This is a genomic window from Gordonia sp. AC31 (assembly GCF_031844505.1).
Lineage (GTDB): Bacteria > Actinomycetota > Actinomycetes > Mycobacteriales > Mycobacteriaceae > Gordonia > Gordonia hongkongensis.
Genome location: NZ_JAUZVK010000039.1, coordinates 1 through 21,029, shown reverse-complemented (window position 1 = coordinate 21,029; position 21,029 = coordinate 1). Strand labels below are relative to the sequence as shown.

19 protein-coding genes are annotated in these 21,029 nt (G+C 67.5%); 7 read left to right on the top strand and 12 right to left on the bottom strand.

The genetic code is table 11. The annotated features are described in order from the left end of the window. Together Q9R39_RS23425 and Q9R39_RS23420 are read left to right on the top strand one after the other, a co-directional pair. The coding region (locus Q9R39_RS23425; RefSeq protein ID WP_004020845.1) for a hypothetical protein at positions 1-361 on the top strand (361 nt) is incomplete at its 5' end. A gap of 171 nt (positions 362-532) precedes the next feature. Next, on the top strand, positions 533-1,078 hold the full coding sequence (locus Q9R39_RS23420; RefSeq protein ID WP_223258854.1) for an RES domain-containing protein: 546 nt from the start codon (positions 533-535) through the stop codon (positions 1,076-1,078). Between the two features lie 181 nt (positions 1,079-1,259). Here Q9R39_RS23420 and Q9R39_RS23415 read toward each other — a convergent pair whose 3' ends face one another. The 3 genes from Q9R39_RS23415 to Q9R39_RS23405 all read right to left on the bottom strand — a co-directional run bounded on the left by Q9R39_RS23415 (position 1,260) and on the right by Q9R39_RS23405 (position 3,472). Then, positions 1,260-1,709 carry an Imm63 family immunity protein gene (locus tag Q9R39_RS23415; protein ID WP_058253051.1) on the bottom strand — a complete coding sequence of 150 codons (450 nt, stop codon included), beginning with the start codon at positions 1,707-1,709 and terminating at the stop codon, positions 1,260-1,262. Continuing rightward, positions 1,706-2,419: a TNT domain-containing protein gene (locus Q9R39_RS23410; RefSeq protein ID WP_058253050.1), complete on the bottom strand. Its 714-nt coding sequence runs from the start codon at positions 2,417-2,419 to the stop codon at positions 1,706-1,708. Before Q9R39_RS23410 ends, Q9R39_RS23415 begins: the two co-directional genes overlap by 4 nt. Before the next feature lie 120 nt (positions 2,420-2,539). Beyond that, a complete protein-coding gene (locus Q9R39_RS23405; protein ID WP_058253049.1) occupies positions 2,540-3,472 on the bottom strand; it encodes an AraC family transcriptional regulator in 933 nt (310 codons plus the stop codon). Between the two features lie 238 nt (positions 3,473-3,710). Between Q9R39_RS23405 and Q9R39_RS23400 the strand changes: the two genes are divergently transcribed. Beyond that, the gene (locus Q9R39_RS23400; protein WP_004020850.1) at positions 3,711-4,922 is read left to right on the top strand and encodes a cytochrome P450; all 1,212 of its coding nucleotides are present in this window, start codon (positions 3,711-3,713) and stop codon (positions 4,920-4,922) included. A gap of 1 nt (position 4,923) precedes the next feature. Beyond that, positions 4,924-5,967 (top strand): 2Fe-2S iron-sulfur cluster-binding protein, encoded by a 1,044-nt coding sequence (locus Q9R39_RS23395; protein WP_065632050.1) that lies wholly within the window; start codon positions 4,924-4,926, stop codon positions 5,965-5,967. A 41-nt stretch (positions 5,968-6,008) separates the two neighbouring features. Here Q9R39_RS23395 and Q9R39_RS23390 read toward each other — a convergent pair whose 3' ends face one another. From Q9R39_RS23390 to Q9R39_RS23360, 7 genes are all read right to left on the bottom strand, one after another. After that, complete coding sequence (locus Q9R39_RS23390) at positions 6,009-6,965, bottom strand: S9 family peptidase (protein WP_101820400.1); 957 nt, start codon at positions 6,963-6,965, stop codon at positions 6,009-6,011. Then, positions 6,962-8,533: a hypothetical protein gene (locus tag Q9R39_RS23385; RefSeq protein ID WP_311278352.1), complete on the bottom strand. Its 1,572-nt coding sequence runs from the start codon at positions 8,531-8,533 to the stop codon at positions 6,962-6,964. The genes Q9R39_RS23390 and Q9R39_RS23385 overlap by 4 nt, the downstream gene beginning before the upstream one ends. A 571-nt stretch (positions 8,534-9,104) precedes the next feature. Next, on the bottom strand, positions 9,105-9,944 hold the full coding sequence (locus Q9R39_RS23380) for a CoA ester lyase (RefSeq protein WP_311278351.1): 840 nt from the start codon (positions 9,942-9,944) through the stop codon (positions 9,105-9,107). Next, positions 9,941-11,104 carry an acyl-CoA dehydrogenase family protein gene (locus Q9R39_RS23375; protein ID WP_311278350.1) on the bottom strand — a complete coding sequence of 388 codons (1,164 nt, stop codon included), beginning with the start codon at positions 11,102-11,104 and terminating at the stop codon, positions 9,941-9,943. Before Q9R39_RS23375 ends, Q9R39_RS23380 begins: the two co-directional genes overlap by 4 nt. A gap of 57 nt (positions 11,105-11,161) precedes the next feature. Continuing rightward, complete coding sequence (locus Q9R39_RS23370) at positions 11,162-12,547, bottom strand: MmgE/PrpD family protein (protein WP_311278349.1); 1,386 nt, start codon at positions 12,545-12,547, stop codon at positions 11,162-11,164. Continuing rightward, positions 12,544-13,758, bottom strand: a complete 1,215-nt coding sequence (locus Q9R39_RS23365; RefSeq protein ID WP_058253042.1) for a CaiB/BaiF CoA-transferase family protein — start codon at positions 13,756-13,758, stop codon at positions 12,544-12,546. The genes Q9R39_RS23370 and Q9R39_RS23365 overlap by 4 nt, the downstream gene beginning before the upstream one ends. Continuing rightward, positions 13,755-14,312, bottom strand: coding sequence for a MaoC family dehydratase (locus Q9R39_RS23360; protein ID WP_311278348.1), 558 nt, complete (start codon positions 14,310-14,312; stop codon positions 13,755-13,757). Before Q9R39_RS23360 ends, Q9R39_RS23365 begins: the two co-directional genes overlap by 4 nt. Before the next feature lie 258 nt (positions 14,313-14,570). Between Q9R39_RS23360 and Q9R39_RS23355 the strand changes: the two genes are divergently transcribed. The 3 genes from Q9R39_RS23355 (at position 14,571) to Q9R39_RS23345 (ending at position 19,769) form a co-directional block, all read left to right on the top strand. Beyond that, entirely contained in the window at positions 14,571-16,649 is a 2,079-nt protein-coding gene (locus Q9R39_RS23355; protein ID WP_311278347.1) for a hydantoinase/oxoprolinase family protein, read from the top strand. Between the two features lies 1 nt (position 16,650). Beyond that, complete coding sequence (locus tag Q9R39_RS23350) at positions 16,651-18,471, top strand: hydantoinase B/oxoprolinase family protein (RefSeq protein ID WP_311278346.1); 1,821 nt, start codon at positions 16,651-16,653, stop codon at positions 18,469-18,471. 68 nt (positions 18,472-18,539) lie between these two features. Beyond that, positions 18,540-19,769 carry an amidase gene (locus tag Q9R39_RS23345; RefSeq protein WP_311278345.1) on the top strand — a complete coding sequence of 410 codons (1,230 nt, stop codon included), beginning with the start codon at positions 18,540-18,542 and terminating at the stop codon, positions 19,767-19,769. Between the two features lie 23 nt (positions 19,770-19,792). Here Q9R39_RS23345 and Q9R39_RS23340 read toward each other — a convergent pair whose 3' ends face one another. Then, a complete protein-coding gene (locus Q9R39_RS23340; protein ID WP_065632057.1) occupies positions 19,793-20,518 on the bottom strand; it encodes a FadR/GntR family transcriptional regulator in 726 nt (241 codons plus the stop codon). A gap of 128 nt (positions 20,519-20,646) precedes the next feature. Further along, the gene (locus Q9R39_RS23335) at positions 20,647-20,901 is read right to left on the bottom strand and encodes a hypothetical protein (protein WP_058253038.1); all 255 of its coding nucleotides are present in this window, start codon (positions 20,899-20,901) and stop codon (positions 20,647-20,649) included. Between the last annotated feature and the right edge of the window lie 128 nt (positions 20,902-21,029).

Below are 21,029 nucleotides of genomic sequence, written 5' to 3'. Positions count from 1 at the left end.
TGCCTACGCCGAGGCGGCTCGTATGTCGCAGCCCGAACTGGTGGCTGCGTTGCGAGATCTGCTCGGCGCGCGGCTGGTCGCCTACCTGGGTCGGGTGAGCGAGACCCGGGCGGTGCGGCAATGGGCTGACGGCACCCGCACCATCGCCAACCCCGAGGACGTCGAACGGCTCCGGATCGCCTACCGCGCCGCCCGCCTGATCACCGAACGCGACACCCCCGCCGTCGCACAAGCCTGGTTCCAGGGCCTCAACCCGGTCCTCGACGACCGGGCGCCGGCATTGCTGTTGCGCGACGGCGAGCTCGCCGACGTCGGACCGCAAGTACTCGCCGCCGCCCGCCAATTCGCCGCGGTGGGATGAACCAACCACAGCCTTCGACGATCAGCACCCCGCACGGCCCGATCACCACCAGCATCCGGACTGCCACGCCCATATATCGAGTCGGATACGCGCCCAGCCCGTGGGAGTGGACACCATGGGAGTACGCCACCGACGACCGCTTCGCCGGCCGCTGGGACGACCCCGACGGGGGTGTGGCGCACCTTGTACTGCGCCGACACTCCCCTGGCCTGCTACCTCGAAGTCCTCGCCTTCGCCCGACCCAGCCCACAACTGATCGCCGAGCTCGACGACATCGTCGTCGACGAGGAAGACGAGCAGGACTACCCCGCGCTGCCGCCCGGCCACGTTCCGCGATCGTGGTGCGATCTACGGATGATCGGTCACGGCACCCTGACCGGACGGTTCGCGGTGCCCGCCGACCCGGACAGCCTCGCCACCCTCCGGACGGTGTTTCGGCCGCTCGCGATCCGCTACGGGCTCGATGACCTCGACACCGCCGCGTTGCGGGACGGCCGGCCCCGCGGGCTCACCCAGGCCATCTCCCGCTGGATTTACGCCCTCACCGACCACGGCCATGCAGCGGTCGACGGGATCGAGTTCGACTCCCGACACGGCGACCAGCTGCGCATGTGGGCGCTCTATGAACGCGCCGCCGACCCCGACATCAGCCCCACTCCGGCGTTCTCGACCACTCCCCCATTGACGCCGCGGATCCACAACTGGCCCGCGCCCTGACCCTCTTCGGACTCGAGTGGACTCCACATAACCGGCCTGAAACAGGCTGTGCCGCATCGTCGAACGAGCATGAGGATAGCTCGACCAACCGTGGTGGTCCTACGATCGTCTTCAAGTTCGGGATAGCGAACCTGCACCGCTACGCCGCCCACACCGGTGGACGCCGATTCCCAACCTCGTCTCAGCCGGGATGCCGGCCCGGCAGTTGCGCCAGTTCACGATCGTCGGCTCCCTGGTCGACCAACCTTGTCCGGGTCCGCTCCAACCACGCACGGGCCCACTCCGGGTCGGCCGCGGTCAGCATCCGATACTGTTCTGCCCATATGCGGCGCAGATAGTCGGGCGCGCCGGGCGAGTGCAGCCGATACGACGCCGCTTCGGCGATCGCCACCGCAACCCAGCTCAGAAACTCCTCTGGATCGCTGGACTGCCGGTCGAACATCACCGTGCCGCGTTCGCGGATGATCAAGTGCCACACACCGTCCGAGTCACGCACGCACGAGGGCGTCGCGTCGTCGGGGATGTGACCCAGGCGAGGCACATCGGACGGCTCCGCCGACATCGTCGCCGCGAGATCGGCTATCCGGCTGCGCATCTCGGGGTCGAGCTGGTCGTCGGCGCCCGACGTCATCCGGGGAAGACGCTCTCGAGCACACCCGAACACAGCAACCACTGGGTGTTGACGAAACCGCTTGTCTCGTTGAAACATCCGCGATGGTCCTCGATCAACCCGGGATCGAGGAGCTGCTGGTCGATCTGATATTGAATGCCGCCGCCCGGCTGACCGAAGCCCTTGGCGATACGTCCGATCCACACCTTCACCGGGCGCATGACCACGTACACGTGATAGTTGCAGAACTGAGGGTTGTCTTTGTCGACGAGGTTCTCCGGCGGAAGCGCCCGCCTCTTGTAGTGCGTGCCCGCGGGGGCCAGGAAGCGACCATTGGCGGGACCATAGCGATCTATCCGCTTGTTCGGGTTGAGGGTGGTCACCGACTTCTTGGCGGACCCGTCGGGGTTCAGCGTGTATCCGTCGTGGTCCGGATAGTCCCACTTGTCCCCTTTCCGATACGTCTGCAGGAACTCGCTCGGACTCAGACCCGCGAGCCGGTCGTAACCCCTCAACTGCGGACCCACCGGGGCATCGGTCGCCAGAATCTTCGGACCGAACAGTTCGTCGTTGTACAACAACTGTGCGGAACATCCACCCGCCTCCGGCCCGCCCAGCGATCCGAAGTCCAACGATCTCAGGGGATTCGGTGCGGCCGCCGCGACCCCTCCCCCGGACACCGCCAGCGCAAGACTGAAGAAGATGGCGAGCAGAGCATGGCGACGTTTCATGGCCGCGCCTTTCGATGGGTACGTCCGGAGGTCACGCAGTGCGGAAACTAACCGATCGACGACACGATGGGGCCTGAACTGCAAAGGTCCGACTCAGATTCGACCGGACGTCCCAAAGGGCTACCGCCGACGGTGTTCCGACGGCGGGATGCCGTAGCGCTTCTTGTACGCGGCCGCCAGCCGACTGGGGCTCGAAAAGCCCCATCGCGCAGCAACTTCGGCCACCGTGTCGGTGTTGTCCGGTTCGGTGAGGTCGTGGTGAGCCCGGTCGAGTCGGATGTCCCGCAGCGTCTGGGTCGGACTCGCACCGACGTGTTCGGCGAAGCCCTCCTGCAGTCGTCGGAGGCTCGAGCCGCTCAGTTCGGCCATGTCCGCCAGACGCCAGTCGCGTCCGGGATCGTCGTGCAACGCGTCGAGCACGCGCTTGACCATCCGCGGGCGCAGACCGGTACCCGCCTCTTCCGGAGAGACAGCGAGGAGGAACGCGCTGCTGATCGCGCTCGCCAGCTGCGGTCCGACCAGCGGGTTCGACAGGAGGTCGGCGGGTTCGCGCACCTGAGCCGACAATGCACGCACGAGCCCGAACCATGCCTGTTGGTCGGGTCCGGCGAGATCCAGCTGATCCGGCAGCCGCAACTGTGAACGCAGCGCCGACGCCCGGACCCGGTCGGCCTCACGTTCGAGGTACTCGGCGTCGAACTTCACCCCGACCACGACGCAGTCCGCCGACCACCGGGTGATCGTCGACGGGCGGTCCGCGGTGAAGACCGTGGCCGTCCCCTCCTCGGACGTCGTCTGCACCGATCCGGCGCGCGAGTCCAGGACGCCGCGGACCGGGATGTTGATCTCGTAGGCGCCCGGATAGTCGCAGGAGATGGAGACATCGGTCCCCCAGTTGAGCTTGCCGATCGTGACCGGTCCCAGCTCGACGGTCTGCAGGTTCAGATTCAGCTGATCCGGCGACGACAGCGCGGTCAGCTCATGCGGGAAGTACACCTCTTCGACGGCACGATGCGCCGTCTCCCAGTCGCTGGTCGATGTCGTGCTCCGCATGGACTTCTTCCTCGTACTCCGGTCGCGCAGGGTCGTGCATCTCGATTCAACCCGGTGACACACGACACTCGCCACCCGGTTCGGAGACTGCGATCACATTGCCGCGCGATCGGTGCCGCCGACGCGCGAAGCGTATCGACCGCCCGGTCGGCGGTCCCTAATGTCACCTCGCACCGGGTCGCCGACAACCTGCCGGCCGCCGCCCCCGGCTCTCGAGACGAACACAGCGGAGGAACCCATGACCAGCACCATGTCGTGGATCGACGACATCACGATGACCGAACTCGAACGCAACCCCTACCCCGTCTACGAACGGCTTCGCGCCGAGGCGCCGCTCGCCTATGTCCCGGTTCTCGGGTCGTATGTCGCGACGACCGCGGACATCTGCCGGTCGATCGCCACCAGCCCCGACTTCGAGGCGGTGATCACCAAGGCCGGCGGCCGTACCTTCGGACACCCGGCAGTGATCGGGGTGAACGGTGCGATCCACGACGACCTACGGTCGATGGTCGATCCAGCCCTGCAACCCCAGGAGGTCGACCGGTGGATCGACGACCTCGTCCGGCCGATCGCCCGCCGGTACCTGAGCGACTTCGAGGACGTGGGGCGCGCCGAACTCGTCGCCCAGTACTGCGAACCCGTCAGCGTGCGCGCGCTCGGCGACCTTCTCGGCCTTCAGTCGGTGAGTTCGGACAAGTTGCGCGAATGGTTCCACAAACTGTCGGCGTCGTTCACCAACGCGGGAGTCGACGAGAACGGCGAGTTCACCAACCCGGACGGCTTCGCCGAGGCCGACGCCGCGAAGCTGGAGATCCAGTCGATCGTCAATCCGCTGATCGACAACTGGATCGAGAATCCCGACGACAGCGCGATCTCCCACTGGTTGCACGACGGTATGCCCGAGGGACAGACGCGCGACCGCGACTACATCTACCCGACGCTGTACGTATACCTCCTCGGAGCGATGCAGGAGCCTGGCCACGCCATGGCCTCCACACTGGTCGGCCTCTTCAGCCGGCCGGACCAATTCGAGCAGGTCGTCGACGAGCCGAACCTGATCCCGCGCGCGATCTCGGAGGGCATGCGGTGGACGTCACCGATCTGGTCGGCCACGGCCCGGATCAGTACGAAGGACGTCGAGGTCGCGGGCGTCGACCTACCGGAGGGCTCAGTGGTCCTGATGTCGTACGGTTCGGCCAATCATGACCACTCCGTCTACGAGGCACCGTCGGACTACGACATCACCCGACCGCCGTTGCCGCATCTCGCATTCGGTGCCGGCAACCACGCCTGCGCAGGAATCTACTTCGCCAATCACGTGTGCCGGATCGGACTCGAGGAGCTGTTCGAGTCCATCCCGAACCTCGAGCGCGACAACAGCAGCGACGTCGAGTTCTGGGGTTGGGGTTTCCGCGGGCCGACGTCACTGCACACGGTGTGGGAGGTGTGACGTGTCCGACCCGACGACCCGGCCCGGCCCGACGACCTTCCGAATCGACGCCGGCAACACCTCGGTGACCTGCGGTGACGGACAGCGAGTTCTCGATGCCCTGTTGCGCCAGGGGGTGTGGATTCCCAACTCCTGCAACCAGGGCACCTGCGGCACCTGCAAGGTCCGGGTGATCGACGGCATGGTGACCGCCCCGCCTGCCCCCGACAGTGTCCTGTCCGACGCCGAGCAGCAGCAGGGATACGTGCTGTCGTGTCAGTCGACACCCATCACCGACATCGCCGTCGAACCGCCAGCCGCCGAGTGCGGCGAGCGCCATCACCTGTTGCGCGATGTCGCCGGAACGGTCGGTTCGATCACCGCGGTGGCCGATGACACCGTGTCCATCACGGTGTCACTCGACGAACCGTTCGAGTTCACGGCCGGCCAATACGTCGAGTTGTCGATCCCGGGCACCGGCCAGACCCGGCCGTACTCGATGGCCAACCCGCCCAGCGAATCCGACACTCTCGAGTTCCACGTCCGAAGGCAGCCAGACGGTCTCGCCACCGACCGGTGGATCTTCGATTCCCTGACGGTCGGGGCGGCGGTGTCCATGACGGGACCGTGGGGCGACTTCTGCCATCAGCCGGGCGAACCCGACGTCGGGCTCATCCTGCTCGCCGGGGGCACCGGTCTCGCGCCGCTGAAGTCGATCGCGAGAGCAGTACTCGACGCCGACCCCGATCGTGAGATCCACGTCTACCACGGCGTCCGCACCGAGGCCGAGCTGTACGACGTCGACTTCTGGCGCGCACTCGAGACCGAGCACCCGAATGTCCGGTACACGCCCTGCCTCAGCCGCGAAGAGTGGAGCGGCCGTACCGGTTACGTCGGTGACGCGATGATGGCCGACTTCGACTCCTGCCGCAACCACTCGGCATACCTCTGCGGCCCGCCCGCGATGGTCGAGGCGGGGGTCCGGGCCCTCAAGCGACGACGCATGCCGCCCCGGCGGATCAAGCGGGAGAAGTACACGCCCGCAGCGAGTCTCGTGACCCTCTGAGCCGGCCCGGAGGCACTGTTGTTCCGGTGCCGACGACCAGCTCAGGCCACGTCCTGCACATCCGCCGCCGACGCTCCGGAGATGATGTCGAGGACCCGCGGGTACTCGGGCGCAGTCGAGGTGACCACCGACCCGTGGTTGCCGCCACGGATGAGAACGGCCTCGGCGTCACCGCCGTCACGCACGACGGCGGCGACGTAGCGTTGCGAATTGGCCGGCGCGACCATCCGATCGGCGGTTCCGTGAACGGCGACCACGGGGGTGTCGGGATCGATGTTCTGGATGGGATCGACCATCGTGTACCGCTGCGGGACCTGCGCCGGGGTGCCGCCGAGGGCGGTCACGATCCGGTCGTCGCCATGCGTGGCCGCATAGGTCATGTCGAGTGGACCGGCGAGCGAGACGACCCGCGTCGGGCGAAACAGCGGCCGCGCACCGACCTCGTCGTCGTCCAGTTTGTGCCGGGTGCCGCCCCAGACCGCGAGTTGCGCTCCGGCACTGTGCCCGACAACCAGCTCGTCGTCGGTGTCGATCTGCGGGAACTGCCGGTCCACCACGACGACGTGGTCCAGGGCGCTCGCGACGTCCCGGAACGTCGTCGGCCAACCACCGCCCGATCCGACGCGGCGGTATTCGATGTTGTACACGGCCATGCCCCGATCGGCCAGGTCTCGTGCCAGCGGCTCGAAGACGTCGGCCCCGAGGGCGCTCTGCCAGGCACCGCCGTGGATGAGGACCACCAGCGGGATCGTGTCGACCCGTTGCTCACCCGCGGGCAGGTACAGCTCGGCCCAATTCTGTTCGGAGTCACCATCGTCCGGCGTCGGGTAGTCGAACCGGTGGACGGTCACCTCGTCGAGGTACTCGACCGGGGCGGCTGTGGCACTGCTGCTGGGGGTCGGGGTCGGCGTGGTTCCCGTGGAGCACGCGGACAGTCCCAACACGCCGGCGACGACGACCCCCAGTGCGATGCGGACGCGACGCGACGTGGCCGTCACCGCACGCTCAGCGGTACAGGCGTGATCGACGCGCCGCTACGCAGGGTCGCCGGCAGCGGTCCGAACCCGGGCCACAGATTCACCGGCACCGTGACCGTCGCGCCCGCGGGCAGCGAGATCGACGTCGGGCTGACCGCGACGCGATCGGTGAAGGTGTCGCTTCGTTCGACCTCCAGTCGGAGCCGCTGTGCCCGTCCTTCGGATCGAACGGTCACTCCCGACGGAGAGGTGGCCCCCACCGAGACCGCCGAGCCCGGGCCGATCGCCAACTGCGTGGTCTCGGTCGACAGTGATCGCAGCGAATTCTCGGTCGCGACTTCGAACTCCGCGGTCGACGGTGCCGACGAGGTCACCCGCATCCCGTGCCGGGCCGGATCGGCGTCGATGACCGCGACCGCACCCGCGGGCACCTCGAGATCACCCATCGCGACCACGCCGCCCGCGCTGAGCACTGTGGCGTCGATGTCCGCGGTCCGACCCGCTTCCACCCCGTCCACGACGATCCGGAACTTCCGGTTCGCGGGCACTGTGAACGTCGCGGAGTTGTCGTTGTTGAACAAGATCTTCTTGTCGACACCAGGGATCGCACGACCGGCGGGATCGGTGACCCGCACATCCCAGTCGACGTCGCCGACACCGCGCGCACCGCCGTTGTTGTCCGACACCATCACGACCGTCTCGTCGTTGCGCAGCTCCGGATCCTGATGACGTGCCAGGATCGGTGCCAGCGGAACAAGCATCATCTTGTTGGCCGGCGACCCCTGGAACAACAGTGTCGGCTCGGACGGGTTGGTGGCCGTCGAGTAGTACCAGCTGTTGGCAGCCGGGTCGGCGACGATCATCTTCTCCACGCCGGGGAAGTTGTTGTCGTAGACGACGATGCCGCGCTTGCCCTGCCCGAGGTCGCGGATGGCGATCGGGTTGATGGCGTGCCCGGCGCTCTGCTCCTCATCGGTGTAGATCGCCAGGACGTAGTTGTCGTTGCGCGCCCACGCCGAGCGCAGTCGGGACAGCGCCTCTGTGACGGTGACCTCTGACTCGAGGAGGTCGGTGGGCGGGAAGCCCTGGGTGATGAACATCCGCGCGATGAGTTCGTCGAGCGGTGCCGACGGGCGGATGCTGTAGACGGACTGCCACGGCATCGCCAACGGGAACGGGTTCAGACGCTTGGTGGCATACAGTCCGGCGAGTGCGGCCATTCCGAAACAGTGCCCGCCCGCCATCGACTCGTTGAATTCCTGCTGCACGAGTTCGGCCACCGTCGTCGGCGAACACACCCCGAGCACGATGCGGGCGCAGACCTCGTCACCGAAGACGGCACGCATGCCCTCGATGCTCAGGCCGCGGGTGTGCAGCGCATCATTCGGTCCCCAGTTCTCGAACGAGAAACCGTCCCGCTTCACCTGGAAATCGGCGTTCGCGACGACCTTTCCGGCCTGAGGATTCACCACCGGCGCCGCCGCGGACGGACCGGACGAGACGATGGACAGACCTGCGGCCACGACCAGCACAAGTGCTGCCGCAGCGAGTCGGATCTGCCATCGATTTCCGCGTGCGCCAGTGAGCATTGCTAAACGTTAGCGGACATTTCCGGCGCCGCCGGATGAGTCGACCAATTCGCGGAATGATCCCGGTAATGCGTCCCGAAATCGTCGCTCAGCTCTTTCCGAAATCGCACCGGGAATGTGTGTACAAAGGTCGACTCCCGACACAGCACACCGCCGGCCGCTCGGGAGAGCGACCGGCGGCCAGTACCGGATGGGTCGGGTCAGCTGTAGAAGGTGACGGTCTTGGTCTCGGTCGTCCCGGGCTCACCCCAGTACCCGCGGTTGACAACCCTATACGGGGTGTCCCCTCGAGCAGACTTCACCGAGCCTTCACCCGGGGTTCGTCGGTGATCCCTGCGCGTCAACCCCGGGCCCGCCGGAGTTCGCCGGAATCTGCCCCGGATGACCGCAGGTGGCCTACTTGACGCCCGAGAACACGTACTGCAAGACCGCCAGTGCCAACTCGTTGTCCTGAATCGCCTGCCACAAGATGGTGTCCACCATGTCTGTCTCCGTTTCGATGTCGCGTGAGGTGTCGGGTCCGGCACGTCGAGCGGGAACCGCGGAGTCCCCCGACCCGGCGTCACCGATCTTACGTTGGCTGCCGGGCGAGAGTTCTCCGGGCGATCCGCGCGACGGCCTCGTCGATGAGTCGCCCGGCGCTGTCGGTGGCTGCGGCACCGCCGGCCGCGTCGAACGCGGTGAGGATGTCGCGGGCCGTCGCCACCTCGGACTCGGATGGCGCCATGCCGGATCGCGCGGGCGCGATCTGACGCGGATGGATGCAGGCCCGTCCGAAGAATCCGAGACCGATCAGCTGTCTGGTCTCGACCTCGAACGCGGCGTCATCACCGATCGAGGGCGACGCCGCGGCCAGGGGCGGACGAATCTTCGCGGCGGCTGACGCCGCGACCACTTGCGAACGTGCCCAGAGCAATTCGTTGCCGACCACTGGTGAGACTCCGAGATCCGCGGCGAGGTCGACCTCGCCGATCTGGACGAACGCCACCCGCGGGCCCGCTGCAATCGCCGCCGCGTTGCACAGGCCCGCTCCGGTCTCGATGAGTGGCGACACCGGCGTCCGCGGCGCCCCGAACTCGGACTCCAGTTCGGTCAGCAGCCCGTCGACCCGCTCGAGGGTCGCCGCGTCGTCGACCTTCGGCAGCCAGACACCATCGGCTCCGGCCCGGACCGCCATGGTCAGGTCGTCGGGGAGTTCAGGGCCCGGGTTCACCCGCACCCAGGCAGGAACGGACGGGCGAGCCGGGCTCGCCAGCCACTCGCCCACCGCGATGCGCGCAGTATCCTTGCCGGACAACGGAACCGCGTCCTCGAGGTCGAGGACGACCGCGTCGGCACCCGAGCCGGCCGCCTTGTCGAACCGCTCGGGCCGGTCTCCCGGAACGTACAGGAAGATCAGCTCGGAACTCATCCGACGGTGACGGTGCCGTTGACCAGTGCCTTGGCGATGACCGTCCGCATGATGTCGTTGGTGCCCTCACCGATCGACATCAACGGGGCGTCCCGGTAGTAGCGCTCGACGTTGAACTCCGTCGAGTACCCGTAACCACCGTGGATGCGCATCGCCTCGAGACTCGCGGTGATCGCCGTCTCGGACGCGAAGTACTTGGCCATGCCGGCCTCACCGTCGACGCGAGCGCCCGAATCCGCCTTCGCCGCAGCCCAGTACGTCATCAGGCGGGCGGCCTGCAGCTGGGTGGCGATGTCGGCGAGCTTGAGCTGGATCGCCTGGAAGTCCGAGATCGGCTTGCCGAACGCGGTCCGTTCCCGCGAGTAGTTCAACGCTGCGTCGTAGGACGCCTGGGCGATCCCGACGCTGCGTCCGGCGATGTTGAGGCGCCCGATCTCGAGGCCCGACAGGGCCTGCTGCATTCCGCGACCCTCGACGCCGCCGAGCAACGTCGACTGCGGGACGCGCACCTCGTGGAGGAGGATCTCGCACGACTCCGTGCCCTTGTAGCCGAGCTTGCCCATGTCGCGCTGGACCTCGAAGCCGGGAGTCGTGGTGTCCACCAGCAGGATGCTCATGCCCTTGTGTGCCGGAGTGGCTGTCGGGTCCGTCTTCACCAGCACCGGAAGCACATTCGCGTGCCGAGCGTTTGTTATCCAGGTCTTGGTGCCGCGGATGACGTAGTCGTCGCCGTCCTTGGTGGCGGTGGTCTTGATGCCCTGCAGGTCGGTCCCGGCCCCCGGTTCGGTGAGGCCGATGCCGGTGCGGCACTCGCCGCTCGCCAGGCGTGGGAGCCACTGTGCCTTCTGCTCGTCGGTGCCGTGGCGCGCGATCATCCAGCAGGACAGATTGTGGCTGCCCAGGATGCCGGCGATGCCCATCCAGCCACGCGCGAGTTCCTCGTACACGAGCGTGAACGACACCATGTCGAGTTCGAGGCCGCCGTACTCCTCGGGTGTGGTGATCCCGAACAGACCCATCTCACGCAACCGGTCGACGATCTCGGTCGGATAGCGACCAGTGCGTTCCCACTCGTTGGCGACCGGGATGATCTCCTTGTCGACGAGCTGACGCAGGGCGGCGCGGAAGTCGCGCTGTTCCTCGGTGAAGCTGAAATCCATTGTGTTCTCCGTACTGTGAGGATGAAAGGCCGGGAGATCCCGGGCAGGGGCGAGCGTTCAACCGGCCGAGACGATGGCGGCCGCGAGTTCGGTGAGCGGCGCCACCGACGGTGCGTCGCACAGATTGGAGACCGCGTCGACGAGAGCTTCGGTGTGGTCTCCCCCGCCGGTGTTGCCCCGGAACTTCTCGGCGACCGCGTCGTCGTCCATGGGCTGTCCCGACGTCCCGCGGCTGCACGGGACCTCGCCGACGACGCGCGTGGAGTCCTCGAAGGTGATGACCGCCCGGCCGGCGGCATCGGCGGCCGGGCGGTCATCGGGTACAGAGACGACCTCGACGAGACCGGCGGTGGTCGCGACCTCGGATCGCGCGATCGAGTGTTCGGCGTAGGTGTCGACGGTCACCGCACCGTCGTGGACCAGTGCGGCGACGCTCCACGGGAGGTCGAACTTCGCGTCGTAGACGCTGCGCGGTGCGCGGGTCCCGGTCCCGGGTCCGCAGACGATGTCCAGGCTGTCGGGGTGTACATCGACGGAGATACTCGTGATCCGTTGCGGCGCTGGGTCGACGCCGTCCTCCCGCGCGGTCGCGAGGGCGGCGGCCACGGCGTCGAGCGAGGCGTGCATGAGCTGGCAGCTCGGGTACGGCTTGATCCCGATGGTCGCGCTCTCCCAACGGGTTCCGAGGTGGGCGACGATGGTGTCCGGGTCGATGTCGCGGTCGGCGAGCGCGCGGTACAGGCCACGTCGCCCCTCGAGCACCGACTCCGGGCCGCTCGCCCCCGCCACGGCCAGCCGCGCGGCCAGCACGCCACTGAAACCGGCGTTGCCCGGGTGAAGGGTCTTGGTGTTCGCGCCGGTGTCGAGGAACTCCAGCAACCCGCCCGACGACGACGCCGCGATACCGATCGCATCGGTGAGCACGTCGGCGTCGGCACCGTAGAGGAGTCCGGCGGCCACGGCCCCGGCGAGGGGTCCGACCACTGCGGTCGCGTGCAGGCCCCGGGCATGGAACCCGTGCGGAGCCGCCGCACCCAGGCGACACGCGACCTCGAGCCCGGCGACCAGTGCGGTCACCGCCTGCGCTCCGGTGGCGCCGACCTCTTCGGCGACCGCGAGAACCGCGGGCGCCACAACGGTCGTCGGATGCACGAGAGCGCCGGCGTGCGTGTCGTCGAAGTCGAGCGCGTGCATCAGGACACCGTTGGCGAAGGCCGCCGCCGGGGCGGAGATGGCCTCGGAGTCCCCGAGCGGATGCGCCTGCGCCGGACCGCCGAGTCCGCGCGCCACCGTCAGGCCCGGACCGCCCTGATCGCGCCGGCGGGCACCGATGCCGTTGCCGAGGCCGTCGAGCAGATGCCGGAGCGCAGCGCGGCGGGTGTTCTCGGGTAGGGCGTCGACGCTCAGGCCGGCAGCCCAGCTCGCGAGCCGGCGGGCGGTCACGGCTTGGCCTGTTGGGCGACGGCACCGAACGCACCGCCGTCGACGAGGTCCCGGATGTCGTCCGCGCTGTATCCCAGCAGGGTCATCACCTCGTCGAAGTTCTCGTTACGATGTGGTGCCCGACGATACTCGGGTTGCTCGGCGCCGAAGCGCACCGGTGACGTGACCTGGCGGACCTCACCCCACACCTCGTGTTCGGTCGTCGCGATGAGTCCGCGTGCGAGCGTGTGCTCCTCGGTGAGAGCCTGCTCGACGTCGTTGATCGGTCCGGTCGGCACGCCCGCAGTGGTGAGCACGTCCACCCAGTGTTCGACGGTGCCCTCGGCAAACCGCTTCTCCAGCAACGGGAGTAGCTCGTCCTTGTGCTGACCGCGTGCGGCGAAGTCGGTGAACCGCGGGTCATCGAGCAGCTCGGCCAGGCCGATCGCCTCGGCGAGACGCACCCAGAACTTCTCCTTGGCACAGCCGACGACGAACCAGCCGTCGGCGGCCTCGAACGCCTGGAACGGGACGAGGGAGGGATGCGCGGAGTTCTTCGTCCGTCCGGGACGGTAACCCGCATTGAGGTGCCAGGCCGCCGGGTAGGTGAGCATGGAGACCGCGGTGTCGTACAGCGAGACGTCGCAGTCACCGCCGACCCCGTCGCGTCGTGCGGCGTGCAGACCGGCCAGCAGGCTCAGCGCGGCGACGAACCCGCCGGAGAAATCCACCAGGGACAGACCGGATTTCGTGGGCGGCCCGTCGGGGTCGCCGGTGAGGTCCATCCAACCCGCCAGGCCCTGCAGGATGTAGTCGTATCCGGGCTGCTTCGCCCGCGGCCCCGTCATGCCGAAGCCGGTGAGACTGCAGCACACGATCGCCGGGTTCAGATGCTTGAGATCGTCGTAGGTGATCTTCATCTTCGCCGGGACGTCTCCGCGCAAGTTCGAGTACACGGCGTCGCTGGTGCGCACCAGATCCTCGAAAACCCGCCGCCCACCGGGTGTTCCGAGGTCGAGAGAGAGACTGCGCTTGTTGCGGTTGAAGGTCTCGAAGAACAGCGAGTCCTCGCCGGAGTTGTAGGGCGGCACGTACCGGCCGACGTCGCCGCCGGACTTCGGCTCCTCGATCTTGAGCACGTCGGCGCCGAGATCGGCGAGGTGGACGCTGCCGAACGGGCCCGCGCCGTACTGCTCGATCGCGATGATCCGGACGTCCTCGAGCGGCCTCATCGGGCGGCCTCCGCCGAGCCGCCGGCGGTCAGTTCGGTGAGCGACGGCGCCTTGACCTCGGGGAAGTAGTTCTGGCCGATGCCGCTCTCGCGGGTCGCGACCATCACCGACCGCTTCCAGGAGATGACGACCTCACCGTCCTGATTGACCCCACGCGTCACCATCGACACGATCCCCGCGTAGGGACGCGACTTCGACAGACGCAGGTCGGTGCAGATGCTCTCGGCGTAGATGGTGTCGCCGACATACACCGGGTGCGCCAGCTTGACATCGGTGAACTGCAGATTCGCCACCGCGTTCTGGCTCATGTCGATCACCGAGAGCCCGAGCACCAGGGCGATGGTCAGGCCCGAGTTCACGATGACCTTGCCGTCGGTGATGGGATTCGTCGCGGCCAGATGTTCGTTGAAGTGGTTCTGGTTGGTGTTCATCGACAGGCACGTGATCCACGCGTTGTCGGTGTCGGTGATGGTGCGGCCCATCGGGTGTTGGTAGACGTCGCCCACGACGTAGTCCTCGAAGAAGCGTCCGAGCGTGGCGGGATGGGTGGTCAATGGTCCTCCTGAGGGGTGCGGCGTCGTGCCGAACGAGCTGACGCCGTGACGCGGCCCACCATAAACATCTGATCTTTATGCCGTCAAGGCTCGTTCATTCCTGGCTATTCACCGAGATTCGGCGTAAGTGTTGCCGAAAGTATCGGATGTATTGCATGATGCTCCCGAGCGGACCTATGGCTCAGATCACTCCGGTCATCGTCGGCGGCCTCACCGCCCCGCGCCGGGTGACAGCATGGAAAGAGGAAGCGAGTTTCGATGAAGCGAATCGGCGTGGATGTGGGCGGCACGTTCACCGACCTGGTCCTGTGGGACGACGACGGGACGGTCACGGTGCACAAGACGCCGTCGACCAACCACGATCCCTCGATCGGCACGATGGACGGGATCGGGGTGCTCGCCGAACGCGCGGGCATCGACGTCGCGGACATCGAGATGTTCTTCCACGGCACCACCGTGGCCACCAACATCGTGCTGGAGCACAACGGCAGTGACGTCGGCATGATCACCACCGACGGCTTCCGGGACATCCTGCACATCGCGCGTAAGAAGCGCCCCCTGAACTACTCCAACTACCAGGACCTGCCGTGGCAGAAGTGGCAGCTGGTGCCCCGCCGCAACCGACGGACCGTCGCGGAGCGGATGGATGCGGCAGGCAACGTGCTGACGCCGCTCGACGAGGACGCCGTTCGCCGCGAGGTCGGCCTGCTCCGCGAGCGTGGGGTCGAGGCCATCGCGGTCGCGTTCCTGCACGCCTACCGCAACCCGGCGCACGAGCAGCGGGTCCGCGAGATCATCGCCGAGGAGTACCCCGGTGTGTTCGTCTCGCTCTCGAGCGACGTCGCCTCGCAGTACCGCGAGTACGAGCGGTTCTCCACCACGGCCCTCAACGCCTTCGTCGGTCCCAAGACCTCCCGCTACATCGAGAACCTGGCAGGCAAGGCCAAAGACGCGCAGGTTGGTGAGGACGTCCACCTCATGACCTCCGCCGGCGGTCTCGTCACCTCCCGCAGTGCCAGCGAGGTCCCCGTCTCGCTGCTGACCAGTGGCGTCGTCGCGGGTCTGCTCGGCGGCTGCTTCATCGGCAAGGCCTCGGGATATCCCAGCGTCATCACCCTCGACGTGGGTGGCACCTCCGCCGACATCGGCGTCGCGCCCGATGGCAAGCTCCGGATGAAGCACCTGCTCGACACCCGCATCGGCGACTACCACGCGATGGTCCCGATGGCCGAAGTCGACACCATCGGCGCCGGCGGCGGCTCGATCGCCAGCATCGACGAGGGCGGCATGTTCCGCGTGGGACCACGCAGCGCGGGCGCTATGCCCGGACCGGCCTGCTACAACCGCGGCGGCACGGAACCCACCTCGACCGACGCCATGGTGGTCATGGGCTGGCTCCGAGAGGACAGCTTCCTGTCCGGCACCATGGAGGTCAAGACCGAGCTCGCCACCGAGGCCGTCAAGACCCACATCGCGGACAAGCTCGGCGCCGATCTCGAACACGCCGCGATGGGCATCTTCCAGATCCTCGCGCACTCGATGACCGAGGCCATCTCGCTGCACTCGGTCCGCAAAGGCTATGACCCGCGCGAGTTCTCGCTCGTCGCCGAGGGCGGCGCCGGACCGCTCTACGCCTGGCAGATCGCCGAGCATCTGGGCATCCCGCGCGTCATCGTGCCCGGGCATCCGGGGATCACCTCGGCGGTCGGCCTGCTGACCACCGACGTCCGCTACGAGGTCCCGACGACCGTGTGGACCTCGTCGGCCGAACCGGACCTGGAGCTGCTGCGTCGCGAGATGGACCGGCTGTCCGAGCAGGCCGTCGCCCAGCTTCGGGCCGACGGCATCGCCGAGGACGCGATCACCCTCGAGCGCAGCGTCGACTGTCGTTATGTCGGACAGGGTTACGAGCTCCGGGTCCCCGCACCCGCCGGCGACATCACCGACGATTGGGTCGAGCAGACCGCGGCCACCTTCCACGAGGTCCACGGTCGTACCTACTCGCAGCGCTTCGACGACAAGCCGGTCCAGCTGGTCAACATCCGCGTGACCGGGGTGGGGGCAGTCGAACACATCCGCATCGCCGAGATCGAGAAGGGCGGCGCCGACGCCTCGGGAGCCGTCAAGGCCACCACCCGGGCGCTGTTCTGGAAGAACGACTCGGCCGACCCGGAATGGGTCGACACCCCCATCTACGACCGCGCACTCTTCAAGGCCGGCAACACCTTCGACGGCCCCGCGATCGTCCAGCAGTTCGACTCGACGACCATCGTCGGCATCGGACAGAAGGCCACGGTCGACGCCGTGGGCCACATCATCATCGAGAGGAGCGCCTGACATGGCGAAAGCTCTGATGCCCACCGACGGCGTTTCGCTTGCCGCCGAGGCCAACCGGACCTGGAACACCGTCGAGGTCGATCCGATCACGCTGCGCGTCATCGGTGGTGCGCTCAACTCGATGGCCAAGGAGATGGCCCAGGTCCTGTACCGGATGGCGTACTCGAGCCTGATCCGCGAGTCCGAGGATCTCGGTGCCGGCATCTTCGACGTCAATGGCCGGGAACTGTGCGAGTCGGATTCGACTCCGATGCACTGTGGTTCGATTCCCGCCTACATCCGCGGGGTCAACCGCAAGCTCGCCGGGACCTACAAGCCGGGCGACGTGATCCTGCACAACCACCCGTATCACGGTGCCGCACACTCCCCCGACTACGGCGTGATCATCCCGATCTTCTGGGAGGGTGAGCACATCGGCTTCGCCGGCTGCACCGGTCACGTCTCCGACATCGGCGGCAACTTCCCAGGTCTGTGCATGGACGTCGTCGACGTCTGGGCCGAGGGCAAGCTGATGGACTCGATGAAGATCTACGACGGCGGCGTCCGCAACGACATGCTGATCCAGCACATCCTGGACAACGTGCGCACCCCGGAGCAGAACCGCGGTGACCTCGAGGCGCTGATCGCCTGCTCGCGCATCGGTGAGAAGCGGTTCGTCGAACTGCTGGAGAAGCACGGGCTCGACACCGTCATGAGTGCAGCCGACCGCTGGATGGACTACTCGGAAGAGATGCTTCGCAGCCGGATCCGGCAGATCCCCAACGGGAGCTACGAAGCACCGATCGGCTACCTCGACGACGACGGCAAGAACCGCGGTGTGCCGCTGAAGGTCGCGGTCCGCGTGCAGGTCGAGGACGAAGACGTCCTCATCGACCTCACCGGTTCCAACGACCAGGTGCCGACGGCGTTCAACGTGCCGTTCGAGGGTTCGGTGCTGCCGGTCGCGGTCAGCGCCATCCGCACGATCCTGCTCGACGAGCACCTCACCGAGGAGTTCGTCCCGCAGAACGACGGTTGCTTCCGTCCGGTGCGCGCCTACGCGCCGGAGGGCACGATCTTCAACCCGGACTTCCCGGCGTCGTGCTTCGCACGCTTCTCGCAGGTGAACCGCATCTTCGACTCGATCAACCTGGCGCTCGCGCCGGTGCTGCCCGAGCGTGCGATCGCCGGGTCGTCGGCGGCTCTGTGCGCCATCGCCTACTCGGGACTCGCCGAGGACGGCGAGTCGTACTGGGTGTACATCGAGATCAACGAGGGCTCGTACGGTGCGCGCAACGGCAAGGACGGCATGGACGCCGTCGACGCCCTGATGGCCAACACGCGCAACAACCCGATCGAGGAACTCGAGCTCAACCACGCCATGCGCGCGGAACGGTACGAACTCCGCGACGAGTCGCCTGCTCCCGGTCAGTGGCGCGGCGGCATCGGCAGCGTGCGGACCTGGTACATGCAGACCGACACCTTCCTGGGCTCCGAAGCCGACAACCGCACCGACCCGCCGGCCGGCGCCCTCGGTGGCGGCGACGGCGCGTCCGGATCGTTCATCCGCAACCCCGGCACTCCAGACGAGGAGGTGCTGTTCTCCAAGGTGACCCAGGAGGTCATCCGCGAGGGCGAGCGACTCGAGATCCGGATGCCGTCGGGCGGCGGCTTCGGCGATCCGTTCCTGCGCGACCCGTTCGCCGTCCTCTCGGACGTGTGGGACGAGTACCTCACCGCCGAAGAGGCACGCCAGGACTACGGTGTCGTCGTGAACACCGAGGACTGGGCGGTCGACGCAGCGGCCACCGACCGGCTGCGTGCGTCCCGGGTGGCGTCCTGAACAGTGACATCGGAAGGGCCGGCGACACTGCCGGCCCTTCCGGCATGTCCGAAAGCTGTTCTGCCGACGTGCTTTCCGTCGCCGAGCAATTGAACACGGTCATCTCCTGGGTCCCCGACGAGTTGCGTTCCGATCCGGCTGCGGCGCCGGGTCCGCTGTCCGGGGTGCGGATCGGCGTCAAGGACAACATCGAGGTCGGCGGAGTGCTGTCCACCTGTGGGTCGGAGTATTTCGCCGACCGGGTGGCCGAGTCCGACGCCGCCTGTGTGGGCGCGCTGAAGCGTGCGGGCGGGGTGATCACATCGACGTTGAATCTCGCCGAGTTCGCTGTCGGGGTGACGAGTCAGAACTCGGCGGCGGGTGGTGCGGTGAACCCGTGGAGCCCGTCGCGGGTGCCGGGCGGTTCGAGCGGCGGTTCCGGTGTCGCGGTGGCGGCGGGAGTCGTCGACGTCTCGCTCGGTACCGACACGGGCGGATCCATCCGCCTGCCCGCCGCGTGCTGTGGCGTCACCGGTCTGCGGCCTTCGGTCGGCGTGCTCGACATGTCCGGGATCTTCCCGGTCAGCGCGGATTTCGACACCGTCGGTCCACTGGCACGATCGGCCTCCCAGCTGCGGGACGCCTACGCGGTGCTCGCCGGCGCCGACCCGGCACCGTTGCGGACCGGGCCGCTGCGGATCTCGGTGCCGTGGCCGTTCGTCACCGACGACGTGGATCCGGCCGTACGCGATGCCGTGGCGGGTGTCGCGGACCTGCTTCGCGAACTCGGCCACCGCGTCGAGAACGTCCCGGTGCGCCACAGCGAGACCGCTCAGGACGTCGTGTACACCCTCATCTATTCGGATCTGGCCAAGATTCACGCGGAGCGGCTGCGCGACGAGCCGAGTCGATTCCAGCCCGCGACACGCGAGCGAATCCGGCTTGGGCTGAACATCTCCGACGATCAGGTGACCGGCGCCCGCCGACTGCGGGATGTGTTCCGTGCCGGGACGGCCGAGCTGTTCGACGAGGTCGATGTGGTCCTCACCCCGGCCATGCCCGGAGACGTCCCGCAGCTAGGTGGCGGCGAAGCCGTTGTGGCGCAGGCCCGTCGAATGGGGCAGCTCACCTATCCGTGGTCGTTGCACGACGGCCCGACGCTGGCGCTGCCGGTGGGGGTGCACCCGTCCGGCATGCCCATCGGGGCCCAGCTCACCGCGGCCAAGGGCGGCGAGGGAACCCTGTTCGCTCTCGCCGAGCAGTTTCAGGCACACACCGACTGGCATCGACGACTCCCGCCGGTGCGGGTGGGTGTCTGATGAGCTCGAGCGGCTGAGCCTGCTCAACCCTGGCGCCTGAGCAGGTCCATCTGTTTGTAGACGTCACCCAGATGGTCGAGGTGGCGGCGCATGAGGGTCATCGCGGTCATGGAGTCCCTCTTCTCAACAGCGTCGAGGATGGCGCGGTGGTCCTCGTCGACGCACTTCCAGAAGTCCTCGGGAGCGGCGTCGCGGCTGAAGCGGCTGCCGATCACACGGAAGACCGGAACGGTGATGAGGTCGAGCAGCGGGTTGTCGGCGGCCCGGAGCAGCACGCGGTGGAACTCCTGGTTGTTCGCGTACACCTCCGGCCCGATCTCACCCGAGGCGTCGAAGATGGTGGCGCGCAACTCTTCCAGATGTGCGTCGGTGTGGCGGTACGCTGCCACCCCGGCGGCCGGGACCTCCGTGAGTTGTCGGACCTCCATCAGCTGGTCGACGGTCACCCCCTCGGCCGCCGCGAGCAGGGTGACCCCGGCTTCGAGGTGGGCGCTCAGCTGGCTGATGTCGGGGGTGGCGACGAAGGTCCCGCCGGTGACCCCACGCGTGGTGTGCACCAGGTTCTCGCTGGCGAGCGACCGGATGGCCTCCCGGACGGTGCTCTGCCCCACGCCGAACTCGGCCCGCAAGTCTGTGTCGGGTGGCAGCCGGGTACCGGGGGTCAGTTCACCCGCCAGGATGCGTACGCGAAGCGCGTCGGCCACGACCTGGTACGCCGGGCGTCGGCCAGACTTATTCGCTTCCGTCACAACATCTTCCGATCGTGGATGGGGTGTGATCCAACTTACCAGATCGGCGAGGCGGAGACGACGCTGCGCCAAGGGTTTTCGGATGCGGCCTGGCGGGGGTGGACCCCGGCGTGGTCAGCTCCGGTACGTCACGCCGGTCGTCGGCGCCCTGCTCGTCGAGTCGACGCCTCCACCTCGGCAATCGCGGAACGGAGCATCTCCGCGAAGTGGCTCCAGTACGCGGCCTCGTCGTCGTAGAACCGGATGGTCCGCGAATCGGCTGCTACCAACCGGGCGCCGTTTGCTCGACTCTGCCAGTTCTCCCACTGATCCTCACACACTTCGAGATAACCGGCGAGCGTCGCAGCGTCGTGGTTCTGAAATGCAGCGATCCTGCTCGGCATCGAAGTCCCCTCGTCCCGGTGTCAGTCGTGCACACGCTATGCCGTGGGTACGACAATTCTGAGGTGCGAGCGAAGCGAGCCAACTTCTGCTCCCTGAGGAGGCCGGAGCTTGCGGAGGCGCCACCCCC